This is a genomic window from Mycobacterium sp. 155 (genome assembly GCF_000373905.1).
GTDB lineage: Bacteria > Actinomycetota > Actinomycetes > Mycobacteriales > Mycobacteriaceae > Mycobacterium.
Genome location: NZ_KB892705.1, coordinates 682,304 through 695,703, shown reverse-complemented (window position 1 = coordinate 695,703; position 13,400 = coordinate 682,304). Strand labels below are relative to the sequence as shown.

The following is a 13,400-nucleotide window of genomic DNA, read 5'->3' as shown; positions in this document are numbered from 1 at the left end:
TGCCTGCCGTCCCGCATGGAACGCATTCGATCAGCTATTGAATCGTTCACAATATGAACGATATTCCCGTCCTGCATTCGATCGCAATCACCTGAATGTTTTCAGATGTGAACCATTTGGCAGTGATACGTTTCCAACGTGGAGACTGGCACGTCAGACACCGTGGCGTTTCTGCTGGCACAACTCGGACACCGGGCGGCGACGCTGTTCGCCGAGCAGATGGCGACGCTCGAACTCACCCCGCCGCACGCCGGCATCCTGCGCGCCATCGGGTCGCAGCCCGGACTCAGCCAGCAGTCCCTGAGCACCCAGCTGAGCCTGTTACCGAGCCGGGTGGTGAACTACGTCGACGATCTGGAGGACCGAGGCTACGTCGAGCGACGCCGCAACCCCGACGACCGCAGGCTCCATGCGCTGTTCCTGAGCACCGCGGGCAAGAAGACACTGCGTCGCATCGGGGAGCTGGCACACCGACACGATGAGCGGATGACCATGGGTCTCGATGCAGCACAACGAGAGAACCTACGTTCACTGTTGCAGACGCTCGCCGACCAACATGAGCTGACACCGCACGTGCACCCGGGCTTCCGCAACCTGGGCCGCGCGGGTGCGCAGCGTGGGGCACAGCCGGCCAGGCTTCACCTTCCAACGACGTAGCCCGTTTCGGCAGGACAAAGAGCAGGTTGACGTGGTAAAAGAGTGACAACAGGTCGGGGCTCGGCGGCCGCCGCTTTGGGAGTTGGGGTACCGCGCTGGTACCCTGAGCAGTCGCTGCCCGCTGTGCGGGCACCGCACCAGACTTAGGTAACCCCAGCTAGAGAATTACGAAGGAACTGCTACGTGGCCAACATCAAGTCGCAGGAAAAGCGCATCCTCACCAACGAGCGCCGGCGGCTGCGCAACCAGTCGGTGAAGTCGTCGCTGCGCACGGCCGTCCGCGGCTTCCGCGAGGCCATCGAGGCCGGTGACAAGGACAAGGCCTCTGAGTTGCTGGCGTCGACCAGCCGCAAGCTCGACAAGGCTGCCAGCAAGGGCGTGATCCACGCCAACCAGGCCGCGAACAAGAAGTCGGCACTGGCCCTGGCTCTGAACAAGCTCTGAGCTCGCACTTTCCAAGCTTCTACCCGGCGGCGAGCTGCGCCACTCGGCGCACCGCCGCCTCAAGGGCGTAGTCGGCATCCGCCGCTGCGCCCTTTACGTCTGCATTGAGCGTGGCTACCACTCGCATCGCCTCGGCGACGGAATCCCGCGACCATCGCCGCGCCTGCTTCTGCGCCTTCTGTATCCGCCACGGCGGCATACCGAGCTCACCGGCCAGTTTGTACGGGTCTCCCGAGAGCGGACCCACCCGTGCAATGGTGTGCACTGCCTCGGCCAGCGCATCAGCCAACACCACCTGCGGCTCACCGGCCAGCATCGCCCAACGGAGCGCTTCCGCGGCGCCGGACACGTCGCCGACGACGGCCTTGTCGGCGATGTCGAAGCCCTTCACCTCGGCCTTACCGCTGTGATACCGACGGACCGCGGCTGCGTCGACCTGCCCGTCGGTGTCGGCCACCAGCTGTGAGCACACCGCTGCCAACTCGCGGATGTTCGACCCGACAGCGTCGAGCACCGCGTTGACGGTGTCGTCGGACACCTTGGCCCGCAATGCCCGGAACTCGCGCCGCACGAAATCGGCTCGCTCAGCTGGCTTGGCGATCCGTGCGCATGGATATACTTGCGCGCCAAGCTTTTTCAACTGATCGGCCAATGCCTTGGCCCGGCCGCCACCGGAGTGAATGACCACCAGTGAGGTGCCCGGTGGTAAATCGGCAGCCACTCCGGCAATGAGCGAGACTGCGTCCTTGCCGGCCTCGGCAGCGGAATCGAGCACCACCAGGCGCTGTTCGGCGAACAGGGATGGACTGAGCAACTCGGCCAGTTCGCTCGTGCTCACCTCACCGGCGCGCATCCGGTCCACCGGCACGTCATCGGCTCCCGCCTCCGCGCGGACGGCATGCAACACGGTCGCGACAGCCCGCTCGACCAGCAGTTCCTCATCACCCAGCACCAGGTGTAGCCCTTCGGCCTGTTGACTCACGCCGATGATGGTGTCACGCCGGCACGACAATGCCGACATTCAGGTTTGGAGTACATCCGCGAGCATCCAGGCCGACAGACACACGGCCAGCCCAGCCGTGATCCGACGTATCCACCGCCACCGCCAGGCGCTCACAAGGGCCACTGCGCCGACAGTCACCAGCGCCACGCCGGCCCACCCTGACGGCGTCGGTACCGCTGCGCCCGGTACCGCCGACGCCCAGTTCGCCACCGACAACAACCACCACAGCTCGGGACCAGTGAACCGGATCAGCAGTTGCGCCGCCGCGGGCCACACCGTGGCGATCACCGCGGCCGAGGTTCCCAGCACCGTGATGGGAGGAATCACCGCGGCGACCGCAAGATTCGCGGCCACCGCGACCACGCTGAAGGTGCCTGACATCCCGGCCACCAGTGGCGCGGTGACCAGCTGAGCGACCGCGGCGACGCTGACGGCCGCCGCCAACGGTCGGGGCCAACCACGAGCCACGAGCCGGCGTGTCCACACCGGCGCGAGCACGACGATGCCGGCCGTCGCCGCGACCGATAGGGCGAACCCGGCATCGACGGCAAGTTCGGGCGCGGCGACCATAAGCACGATGACGCTGGCCGCCAGGGCGGGGATGGCCCGCCGTCGACGATGGATCAGCACCGCGAAAAGGGTCACCGCGCCCATTACTGCGGCGCGCAGCACGCTGGCCGACGGCTGCACGACGATGACGAACCCGATCAGCCCGAGCGCCGCGAAACCGACCGCGACCCGCGGCCCGACAAGTCCCGCGGTCAGCAGCAGTGCACCGCAGACGATGGTGACGTTGGCGCCGGACACCGCGGTCAGATGGGTCAATCCGGCCGTACGGAACCGGGCGGTGGTCTGCCCGTCGACAGTCGAGGTGTCCCCCAGCGCCAGCGCCGGCAACATAGCCGCCTGGTCCGCCGGCAAGGCGGCCCGCGCCGACTCGGCGAACCCAGCGCGGATCCGCTGGGCCGCCCGCTGTAGCACCGTGGCCTGCCCGAGCGACGGCTGCCCACTCGCCGTGAGAACAGCCACTGTGAGATCGCGACGAGTGGGTCGGCCGACCGCGGCCCGGAATCGCGCGGGACGTCCGGCGGTCATCTCGGTGTAGCCGCCGGCCGGTGCGAACACCAGGACCCGTCCCGCCACCGCGCTGCCGTCCAGTTCGCTCAGGGAACCGCGGAACATCAGTCGGCCGCCCGTGATGGTCCGCGGCGTCTCGGTCGGAGTGACAACCACCGTGGCGCCGCCGCCGTAGCGAACCGTGATCGGGTGGTGTTGCTGTTGGTGCACGCGCAAGCCGATAGCCACGGAGAACCCCGCACCGGCGGCCGCCACCGCCAGGACCGCGGCAACGCCGAACCGGAGCCCGCTGAACCGGGCCAGCCCTGCGATCAACCCGACAGCGGCCACAACCGCGAGCGCCGAACCCTCGATACCCCACACGATTCCCGTGGCCGTCACGACCCATGCTGTCAAGGCCGCGGGCACCAGTCGTAGATCCAACCGGTCGATTTCGGCCTCGGGCTCGCCTGCCATCACACCCGGACCAACGGCCGCAGTTTCTCCAGGCGCGCCTGGCCGATTCCGTCGACCTCGCCGAGCTGATCCACGCTGCCGAACCGGCCATGGGTGTCGCGCCAGGCCACGATCGCGGCCGCGGTCACCGGACCGACCCCGGGCAACGCGTCGAGTTGCTCCACAGTCGCGGTGTTGAGATCCACTGGTCCCGGCGCCCCTGGCGCCGCCGGCCCGGACGATGTCGTAGTGCTCCCGCCCGTCACCGAACTGCCCATGGTGGCCGGTTTTCCCGGCGGCGCAGCGATTCCGACGACGATCTGTTCGCCGTCGGTGACGCGCCGTGCCATGTTCAGCCCGATGAGATCGGCTCCGTCCAGCGGGCCGCCGGCTGCGGCGAGTGCATCGGCGATGCGGGCTCCGGCATCCAGAGTGGCCAGGCCGGGTTTGTGAACCAAGCCCACGACGCTGACCACCACGGGCCCGGCGGTGGCGCTCGGTGTGGCACTTGCCGACGAAACCATCTGCACCGGAGGAAGATTGGCGGCTGTCACCGGCGGCGGCTTGTCGCGGATCAGGGTGAACACCGTGACCAGGACGGCCAGCACGCCGACGACGGCCAGTGCCACCACCCCGGCCCGTCCCGGGTCGGCGCGCGCGGCCGCGAGCCAGCCCGATGGGCCGTCGGATGCGGTATCGGGCAGCCAGCGCGTCAGCGCACTGTCCGGCGGAGCACCAGGCTCACGTTCGGACTCAAGATCATCGGGGACCGTGTCGGCGGGCGCCAGCCGACGGCGCAACCGCTGCTCGGGCAGTTCGGTGGACATGCCACGACGGTAGGTACCCGCACAGACGCGCCGGCCCGCTAAGCGCCCGATCGACGGGCAGCTGTGGATGAACTCGGCTTTGTGGACAACTACCTATGGAGCGGTCATCCGGTCGGTGTGGCTGGGCAGCGGCTCGTCGAGCGCGATCGCGCGGGCGTCGTCAGGAACGCTGGGCCGCACCCGCTCCGGCGTGGCTCGCTCCAGGAACCGCAGGAGTTCGACCGGGAATGGCAGGACCAGGGTGGAATTCTTCTCCGCGGCCACTTCGACGACGGTCTCCAGCAGTCGCAGTTGCAGAGCCGCAGGCTCGGCAGCCATCACATCGGCCGCTGCGGCGAGCTTCTCGGAGGCCTGGAGTTCTCCGTCGGCCGTGATCACGCGGGCCCGCCGCTCGCGCTCGGCCTCGGCCTGACGGGCGATCGAGCGCTTCATCGTGTCCGGCAACACCACATCCTTGATCTCGACGCGGTCGATGTGGATACCCCAGCCCAGCGCGGGATTGTCGATGAGCAGCTCCAATCCTTGATTGAGCCGTTCGCGGTTGGACAACAGATCATCCAGGTTGCTCTTGCCGATGATCGAGCGCAGTGAAGTCTGCGCGACCTGACCGATCGCCGACATGTAGTCCTGCACATCGACCACCGCCCGCACGGGGTCGACCACGTTGAAGTAGATCACTGCATCGACCCGCACCGTCACGTTGTCGCGGGTGATGCCGTCCTGTGCGGGGACCGGCATGGTGATGATCTGGGTGTTGACCTTCTGCAGTCGGTCGGCGATCGGGATCAGCATGGTCAACCCCGGTGCACGGACCTGGTCCTGCACGCGGCCGAACCGGAACACCACGCCCCGCTCGTACTGTTTGACCACGCGGATGTTGCTGACGCCGATCCAGAGCAGAATCAGCGCGCCGAGGGCAGTCGTCCCGAGTGAATAGAGCATGTCCATGGTCAGACCTCGATCCGTCATTGTGGATCCATAGTCTGATTGTGCGACGTGGGCGCTGCGCCCGCCAGCGCAGGCAGATCACCGGGCGGTTCGCGGGCTGGGCACCGTCATCCGCTGTTGAGCGATACGCACACCCCGATCGCGCCCGCACCGACGTGCACGCCGAGCATAGGCCCCATCTCGGTCACCGTCAGCGTTTGCAACTGCGGCAGTCGGGCGGTGAGCGCGGCGCCGATCGCATCGGCGCCGGCAAGGTTGTCGACGTGGTGCACCGCGACGCGGACTGACCGTTCACCGATCACTCCGACAACTTGATCGACAAGTGCCGCACGGGCTTTCGACACGGTACGGATTCGCTGCGAGAGCACCAGCCGGCCGTCGACGTCCAGGCTCAGCAACGGATTGAGCGACAGCGCGGTGCCCAGCCAGGACGCCGCGGTACCGATGCGGCCGCTGCGGCGCAGATTGTCCAGCCGGTGCACCACGATGAACGCGTGCCCGCGCGGCACCGCCGCGCGGGCTGCCGCCTCGACCTCGTCGAGGCCCGCCCCGGTGCGGGCCGAGCGCGCGGCGGCGAGCGCCACGAACCCCACTCCCATCGCAGCCGATCGCGAGTTGACCACCCGCACCGCCTGGCCGAATTCCCGCGCCGCCAGTGCGGCCGAACTGTAGGTGCTCGACAGTGCCGCCGAAATATGCACGGCGACAACGCCGTCACCGTCACTGTCGGCCAGCGCCTGCCGGTAGGTCGCCGCGAGCTCACTCGGGGAGGCACCGGCTGTGGTCACCCGGGCCCGATCGTGAATGTCGAACGGGAGCGGGTCGACGCCGTCACGCACATCGGTGCCGTCGACGAGTATGTGCAGCGGCACCTGCCGGATCGCCCAGCCATCACGCTGTTCGGCCCCCAGCCTCGACGACGAGTCTGTCACCACTACGACAGCCATCGTCAGTCGGCGGAATTCTGTTGCGGGACGCCTGCTGCCACCAAGGCCTTGATCATCAACTCGGCCACCGCCCGGTGCGCCTCGAAGCTCCAATGGATACCGTCGGGATTGCCCCGCCCGCTGAGCACTTCGTCAGCGACGGCCGCTTTCAGGTCTACCAGCGGAACATCGTGCTGCTCGGCCCAGGCCGTGATGGCCTGCACCGTCGGCTCCCGACCGTGGTGGGCCTTGCCGTAGGTCTTGGCGATGTGGACCGAAGGCAGGGATGCCACCACCGGAATACCCGGGCGGTTGAAATCAATGGCGCTCCGGGTCATTTCGAGATATTCAACGGTGACGTGCGGCGGCAGCGCCGAGCGGGCGATCGACGACAACCGCGGCTGTGCCCACCCGTAGCCATCGCGCGCCCATCGCCGTAACCACTGTGGCCGCACATAGCGGATCAGTTCCCGCAGCGCCGTCGGTAGCGGTGACGGCAGCGAATCCATGCCACCGGTCGCGAAGATGACCGCGCCCGCCCGCGGCAATGCCGCCCAAGCCCGCGGGTCCTGAGTAGCCGCCCACCACACATCCCGACAGGTCCAGCCGATGCGCCCGATGAGCTCCAGGTCCCAACCCAGTTGTTCAGCAACGATATTGGGCCAGATCCGGGGATCGTCAGACGGCAGGCCGCCGGTCGGGCCGAAGTAGGACAGCGAGTCGGCGAACACCAACAGCGTCGCCGAGCCCCCGCGGTACGACTCGACCGTGGGGTCAGAGGACATCGTTGGCCACCTGCGCCGAGGCGTTCCACACGTCCAGCCGCCACCGGATGTCGCCGAAGGGCGCATCGTCGTCGGAATGGCCTGTCAGCTGTACCCAGCTGGCATTGCCCATGCCGCCGAGCGCCGGCCAGTTGTCGACCGGCAGGGCCAACAACCCCGCCGTAAGTGCTGCGATCAAACCACCGTGGGCCACCAACACCACCGGCCGCTCAGGTGCGTCGAGCCCCCACTCATGTTGCCCGGCAACGATTTCAGCCACCAGGGGAATACTGCGTTCGGCAACGTCGACACGGCTCTCACCGCCGTGCGGCGCCCACCGGGCGTCTTCGCGCCAAATCGCCCTTGCCCCGGGTGCCAGGGCGTCGACCTCCAGGTGTGTCAGGCCCTGCCAGTCTCCCAGATGCGTCTCGCGGAGCCGCTTGTCGACCTGCACCGGCAGTCCGGCACGGTCCCCGAGCGTCATGGCGGTGTCCAGTGCGCGTTTGAGATCCGACGAGATGATCAGCAGCGGTTGTCGTTTCGCCAGCACCTCGGCGGCCGCTGCGGCCTGATCCCGACCCAGATCGGACAAGTCGGTGTCGAGCTGGCCCTGCATCCGGCTACCGGCGTTGTACTCGGTCTGGCCGTGCCGGAGTAGCACCAGCCGCCGGACTTTCATCGCGTCCTCATTCCCCGGAGCCGTCGTGATCCAGCTCTACGGAGATCTGCGGGCAGTCCCGCCACAAGCGGTCCAGTGCGTAGAAGTTGCGCTCGTCCTGGTGCTGGATATGCACCACGATGTCGACGTAGTCCAGCAGCGTCCAGCGCCCTTCCCGGGCACCCTCACGACGGGCCGGTTTGTAGCCCGCCAGGCGCATCTTGTCCTCGACCTCGTCGACGATGGCGTTGACCTGCCGTTCGTTGGATGCCGAGGCGATCACGAAGCAGTCGGTGATGATCAGCTGCCCGGACACGTCGATCACCACGACGTCGTCGGCGAGCTTGCCGGCCGCCGCGCGGGCGGCCACCTCGGCCATTGCGACGGCTTCAGCCGTGGCGGTCATGAGACACCCTTCCCACCGTTGTGGCCACTCTTCACGTCCGCGGTATAGAGGCCGCGCTTCGCTACGTACTGCACCACCCCGTCGGGCACCAGGTACCAGATGGGCCGCAACGCCTCTGCACGCTGCCGGCAATCGCTCGACGAGATCGCCAGCGCAGGCACCTCGACCAGTTGTAACGCGTCGGACGGCAGCTCCTGGCGCACCGCCAGGATGTGCTTACCGTCGAGCTCGTAGCCCGGTCGGCTCACACCAACGAACTTTGCCATCGAAAACAATTCCTCCCAGTTCTGCCAGGACAGGATCGACGCCAGGGCATCGGCGCCGGTGATGAAGAACAGATCGCTGTCCACGTTGAGTTTGCGCAGGTCACGCAACGTGTCGGTGGTGTAGGTGGGACCACCCCGGTCGATGTCGACGCGGCTCACCGAGAACCGCGGGTTGGACGCCGTGGCGATGACCGTCATGAGGTACCGGTCCTCGGCAGTGCTGACCGGCCGGTCGTGCTTCTGCCAGGGCTCGCCGGTCGGCACGAACACCACTTCGTCCAACTCGAACAGGTCGGCCACCTCGCTGGCGGCGACGAGGTGCCCATTGTGGATGGGATCGAACGTCCCACCCATCACACCCAGCCTGCGCCGCGTTACCACGAACAGCCAGCTTACGGCAGCGTCGACGGGCGGCCGACCCGGCGCGTAACCGACTGCGACCCGTTCAGACCGGCAACAGCCCGTCGATCACAGAGGCGAGCTGCTTGGCCGAGCGGCACTCGTGCATGGTGATCACCTCGCCGTATTTCGGCGCCGCGGAGTCCCCGCTGCCCCACAGGTGCCTCGGTTCGGGGTTGAGCCAGTGCGCGTGCCGGCTCGCCGACACGAGGTGCGCCAGCAGGTCGGCCTGCGGGTTGCGATAGTTGTTGCGTCCGTCGCCGAGCACTAGCAGCGAACTGCGCGGTGAGAGCACACTCGGGTAGCGGTCCAGGAACGATACGAAGGCATGCCCGTAGTCGGAGTGTCCGTCGCGGGTGTAGACACCCGCCTCTCGAGTGATGCGCTGTACCGCGACCGCAAGATCGGATTCGGGGCCGAACAGCTCGGTGACCTCGTCGGTGGTGTCGATGAAGGCGAAAATGCGGACCCGCGAGAACTGCTGACGCAGCGCTGCCACCAGCATCAGCGTGAAGTGGCTGAAACCGGCCACCGAGCCGGACACGTCGCACAGCACGACCAGCTCGGGCCGGGCCGGGTGCGGCTTGCGGAGCACCACGTCGATCGGCACCCCACCGGTCGACATGGACTTGCGCAGTGTCTTGCGCAGGTCGATCTCCCCGGCGCGGGAGCGACGACGACGCACGGCCAGCCGGGTCGCCAGGGTGCGGGCCAACGGCGCAACGGTCTTGCGCATCTGGCGCAGCTGTTCGCCTGAGGCGCGCAGGAATTCCACGTTCTCGGCCAGTTGTGGCACACCGTAAACCTGCACATGCTCGCGGCCCAACTGCTCGGCGGTGCGACGTTTGGTCTCGGCCTCCACCATCTTGCGCAACTGTGAGATACGCTGCGCAGCCATCGCTTTGGCGATCGCCTCCTGGGTGGGCGTGGGCTTGTCGCCGTACGGAGCCAGCAGCCCCGCGAGCAGCCGACCCTCCAGATCGTCCAGGCTCATCGCCTTGAGCGCCTGATACGCCGAGTACGCCGGCCCGCGGCTCGAGTTGTATAGGCCGTAGGTCCCGACGATCTGGGCGATCATCGCCGCTAACCGGTCGTCGAGGCCGGCCGGATCTTCGTTGTCGGAGAGCATCTGCTCCAACGCGGCCCGCATGGCATCGACATCCGCCGAAGGCAGCTGCTGTGCTCGGTCGCCGGGCGCCTCGTCGTCGGACAGTGCCGTGCGCGCGCCCAGCGCCGGCGGGAAGAACAGGTCGAACATCGCGTCATAGGTGTCGCGGTGGTCGGCGCGGCGCAGCACCGCGCACGCGATGCCCTCACGCAGCGCCTCACGGTCCCCCAGCCCCAACACTGTCATCACCCGACCGGCATCGACCGTCTCTGACGGGCCCACCGAGATGCCTTGCTTGCGAAGGGCTGCGACGAACTCGACGAGATGCCCGGGCAGGCCGTGCGGGGCCAGCGGTTGGGGCGGTCGGGTTCGACGGGAGGCCATCAGTTGAGCTTCAGCTCCCCGGCGGCTCGCTGCTGGTCGGACTGGTGTTTGAGCACAACCCCGAGCGTGGCGGCGATCATGGCATCGTCGATGGTGTCCAGGCCGAGGGCCAGCACGGTGCGGCCCCAGTCGATCGTCTCGGCGACCGACGGCAGCTTCTTGAGCTGCATGCCCCGCAGCACCCCGATGATCCGGACGAGTTCGGCCGCGATGTGCTCGGGCAGTTCCGGCACCCGGGACAAAAGGATGCGTCGCTCCCGCTCGGCATCGGGAAAGTCGATGTGCAGGAAGAGGCAACGCCGCTTGAGCGCCTCTGACAACTCGCGGGTGGCGTTGGACGTCAGCAGCACGAACGGTGGCCGCTCGGCGGTGATGGTGCCCAGTTCCGGCACCGTGACCGCGAAGTCGGACAGCACCTCCAACAGCAGGCCCTCGATCTCGATGTCGGCCTTGTCGGTCTCGTCGATCAGCAACACGGTCGGGTCGGTGCGTCGGATCGCAGTCAGCAGCGGGCGGCTCAGCAGGAACTCCTCGCTGAACACGTCGTCCTTCGTGCGGTCCCAGTCCGCTCCCTCACCTTGACCCGCCTGGATCCGCAGGATCTGCTTGGCGTGATTCCATTCGTAGAGCGCGCGGGCTTCATCGACGCCTTCGTAGCACTGCAGCCGCACGAGTTCGCTGCCGGTGCTCTGGGCGACCGCGCGGGCCAGTTCGGTCTTGCCCACGCCCGCGGGCCCCTCCACCAGCAACGGCTTGCCGAGCCGGTCTGCGAGGAAAACCGCGGTGGCAGTGGCGGTATCGGGCAGGTATCCGGTTTCGGCCAGTCGTCGTGCCACATCGTCGATATCGGCGAACAGCGGTGCCGGGCGCGCGGGCACGCACACGTGTTTCTCCCTTTTGTCGTCTAGGCCTGGCGGGTCTGGCCCTCGCCCCACACAATCCATTTCGTCGAGGTCAGCTCGGACAGTCCCATCGGGCCGCGGGCATGCAGCTTCTGGGTGGATATGCCGATCTCGGCGCCGAAGCCGAACTGCTCACCGTCGGTGAAGGCGGTGGACGCGTTGACCATCACCGCGGCGGCATCCACCCGCTCGGTGAACCGCTGTGCCGCAGCCAGATCGGTTGTCACGATGGCTTCGGTGTGCCCGGTGCCGTACTCGTTGACGTGGGCGATGGCGGCATCCACTCCATCTACTACGGCCAGCGCAATGTCCATCGACAGGAACTCCGCGCGCAGCTCGTCCTCGGAGGGGTCGGCGTGCACGGTGACACCGGCGTCCTGCAGCGCGGCGACGAGCCGCGGTACCGCGACGTCGGCGATGGACGCATCGACCAGCAGCGACTCGGCCGAATTGCACACGCTGGGCCGCCGGGTCTTGGAGTTCAGCAGGATCTTCTCGGCCAGGTCGAGGTCGGCCGACTCATGAACGTAGACATGGCAATTGCCGACGCCGGTCTCGATCGTCGGCACCTGGGCATCGCGCACCACGGCGTCGATCAGGCCGGCCCCACCGCGCGGGATCACGACGTCGACCAGACCGCGGGCCTGGATCAGGTGCGTCACACTGGCGCGGTCGTGACTGGGCAGCAGCTGCACGGCATCGGCGGGCAGGCCCTCGGCGAGCAGCGCAGCCCGCAAGGCCGCCACCAGTGCCTCGTTGGAGCGGACCGCGGAGGAACTGCCGCGTAGCAATGCCGCATTGCCGGATTTGAGTGTCAGTCCGAACGCGTCGACCGTGACGTTGGGCCGACCCTCGTAGACCATGCCCACCACGCCGAGGGGCACACGCTGCTGCCGCAGCTGCAGGCCGTTGGGCAGGGTGCGCCCCCGCAGCACCTCACCGATCGGATCGGGCAGCCCGGCGACCTGGCGCAGGCCCGCGGCGATGCCGTCGATCCGCTGCGGGTTGAGCGCCAGCCGGTCCAGCATGGCCTCCGGCGTGCCGGCGTCACGAGCCGCGTCGAGGTCGCCGGCGTTGGCCGCCAGCACCGCGTCGACGCAGGCCAGCACACTGTCGGCGGCAGCATGAAGGGCACGGTTCTTGGTGGCCGTGTTGAGGGTGGCCAACGTGCGCGCCGCGATTCGGGCGCGGCGGGCGGACTCGTGCACCTGTTCCCGCAAATCCTGCGTCGGCGCGCTCACGGGCGGTGTCTGCACACTCATCGTCCCAGGGTATCGGAGGTGTTCACCCGGCTCGACGCGCGTCAGCACACCGCTGGTTTAGCGTTGTCGACTATGGCGTCCTCACGAGTGTGCGTGGTCGGAAGCGTCAACGCCGATCTCACGTTCGCCGTGCAGACACTGCCCAAACCCGGGCAGACGGTGCTGGCATCGTCGCTGTCGTCGGCGTCGGGCGGCAAGGGGGGTAATCAGGCGGTCGCTGCGGCGCGGGCCGGGGCCTCGGTGTGCCTCGTAGCCGCACTCGGCGACGACGCTGCCGCACACTCGCTTCGCACCCACCTCGGCGCCAACGGTGTCGAACTCGCCGCGGTCGCGACCGTGCCCGGTCCCAGTGGATCGGCAGCCATCGTCGTCGACGCCAACGGGGAGAACAGCATCGTGGTGGCGCCCGGCGCCAACGCGCACCTCGAGGTGGAATCCGCCGCCGCGCGCACCGCGATCACCTCCGCCGATGTGGTGTTGATGCAACTGGAGATCCCGCCAGCGACCGCGATCGCGGCGGCCCGCCTCGCGCGAACGGCCGGCGCGGTCGTCATGCTCAACGCGTCACCACCCGGCACCCACGCTCATCAGCTTTTGGCACTGTCCGAACTGGTCGACGTGGTGGTGGTCAACGAGACCGAAGCCGCTGAATGGCATTGGCCGGTGACCCATCTCGTCATCACGCGGGGTTCGCGGGGCGCGAGCTACGTGGGTGCCGAGGAGCGGTTCGACGTGCGGTCGCCGTCCGTCAAGGCGGTGGACACCGCCGGAGCCGGCGACGTGTTCGCCGGCGTGCTGGCCGCCGATTGGCGCTCGGGGTTCGATGAGGCGCTGCGCCGGGCGTGCGCGGCCGGTGCGCTCGCGACGCTGGTGCACGGTGCGGGTGACTGCGCACCCACCGTGGCCGACATCGACGCGATGCTTGCCCGCTGAG

At 67.9% G+C, this 13,400-nt stretch carries 15 protein-coding genes; 3 read left to right on the top strand and 12 right to left on the bottom strand.

Going from position 1 to position 13,400, the window contains the following annotated elements; all coding sequences use genetic code 11:
* Positions 1-138: 138 nt before the first annotated feature.
* Together B133_RS0103165 and rpsT are read left to right on the top strand one after the other, a co-directional pair.
* On the top strand, positions 139-657 hold the full coding sequence (locus B133_RS0103165) for a MarR family winged helix-turn-helix transcriptional regulator (RefSeq protein ID WP_018599264.1): 519 nt from the start codon (positions 139-141) through the stop codon (positions 655-657).
* Between the two features lie 183 nt (positions 658-840).
* A complete protein-coding gene (rpsT, locus tag B133_RS0103160) occupies positions 841-1,101 on the top strand; it encodes a 30S ribosomal protein S20 (protein WP_018599263.1) in 261 nt (86 codons plus the stop codon).
* Positions 1,102-1,120: 19 nt separating this feature from the next.
* Here the strand turns inward: rpsT and holA are convergent, their stop codons facing one another.
* From holA to B133_RS0103100, 12 genes are all read right to left on the bottom strand, one after another.
* The gene (gene holA / locus B133_RS0103155) at positions 1,121-2,083 is read right to left on the bottom strand and encodes a DNA polymerase III subunit delta (RefSeq protein WP_026255911.1); all 963 of its coding nucleotides are present in this window, start codon (positions 2,081-2,083) and stop codon (positions 1,121-1,123) included.
* A 39-nt stretch (positions 2,084-2,122) separates the two neighbouring features.
* A complete protein-coding gene (locus B133_RS0103150) occupies positions 2,123-3,637 on the bottom strand; it encodes a ComEC/Rec2 family competence protein (RefSeq protein WP_018599261.1) in 1,515 nt (504 codons plus the stop codon).
* Complete coding sequence (locus B133_RS0103145) at positions 3,637-4,443, bottom strand: ComEA family DNA-binding protein (RefSeq protein ID WP_018599260.1); 807 nt, start codon at positions 4,441-4,443, stop codon at positions 3,637-3,639. Before B133_RS0103145 ends, B133_RS0103150 begins: the two co-directional genes overlap by 1 nt.
* A gap of 93 nt (positions 4,444-4,536) precedes the next feature.
* The gene (locus B133_RS0103140; protein WP_018599259.1) at positions 4,537-5,391 is read right to left on the bottom strand and encodes an SPFH domain-containing protein; all 855 of its coding nucleotides are present in this window, start codon (positions 5,389-5,391) and stop codon (positions 4,537-4,539) included.
* 107 nt (positions 5,392-5,498) lie between these two features.
* Positions 5,499-6,338, bottom strand: a complete 840-nt coding sequence (locus B133_RS0103135; RefSeq protein WP_018599258.1) for a DegV family protein — start codon at positions 6,336-6,338, stop codon at positions 5,499-5,501.
* Positions 6,339-6,340: 2 nt separating this feature from the next.
* Complete coding sequence (gene octT / locus B133_RS0103130) at positions 6,341-7,102, bottom strand: diglucosylglycerate octanoyltransferase (protein ID WP_018599257.1); 762 nt, start codon at positions 7,100-7,102, stop codon at positions 6,341-6,343.
* Complete coding sequence (gpgP, locus tag B133_RS0103125; RefSeq protein ID WP_018599256.1) at positions 7,092-7,760, bottom strand: glucosyl-3-phosphoglycerate phosphatase; 669 nt, start codon at positions 7,758-7,760, stop codon at positions 7,092-7,094. The genes octT and gpgP overlap by 11 nt, the downstream gene beginning before the upstream one ends.
* A 7-nt stretch (positions 7,761-7,767) precedes the next feature.
* Positions 7,768-8,145 (bottom strand): ribosome silencing factor, encoded by a 378-nt coding sequence (gene rsfS, locus B133_RS0103120; protein ID WP_018599255.1) that lies wholly within the window; start codon positions 8,143-8,145, stop codon positions 7,768-7,770.
* Entirely contained in the window at positions 8,142-8,774 is a 633-nt protein-coding gene (gene nadD / locus B133_RS0103115; protein WP_369751480.1) for a nicotinate-nucleotide adenylyltransferase, read from the bottom strand. The genes rsfS and nadD overlap by 4 nt, the downstream gene beginning before the upstream one ends.
* An 82-nt stretch (positions 8,775-8,856) precedes the next feature.
* Positions 8,857-10,302, bottom strand: a complete 1,446-nt coding sequence (locus tag B133_RS0103110) for a VWA domain-containing protein (protein ID WP_018599253.1) — start codon at positions 10,300-10,302, stop codon at positions 8,857-8,859.
* Complete coding sequence (locus B133_RS0103105) at positions 10,302-11,186, bottom strand: MoxR family ATPase (RefSeq protein WP_018599252.1); 885 nt, start codon at positions 11,184-11,186, stop codon at positions 10,302-10,304. The genes B133_RS0103110 and B133_RS0103105 overlap by 1 nt, the downstream gene beginning before the upstream one ends.
* Before the next feature lie 20 nt (positions 11,187-11,206).
* A complete protein-coding gene (locus tag B133_RS0103100; protein WP_018599251.1) occupies positions 11,207-12,466 on the bottom strand; it encodes a glutamate-5-semialdehyde dehydrogenase in 1,260 nt (419 codons plus the stop codon).
* 72 nt (positions 12,467-12,538) lie between these two features.
* Here B133_RS0103100 and B133_RS0103095 point away from each other — a divergent pair, with 72 nt between their 5' ends.
* Entirely contained in the window at positions 12,539-13,399 is an 861-nt protein-coding gene (locus B133_RS0103095) for a PfkB family carbohydrate kinase (protein WP_026255909.1), read from the top strand.
* The last annotated feature ends 1 nt before the right edge of the window (position 13,400 follow it).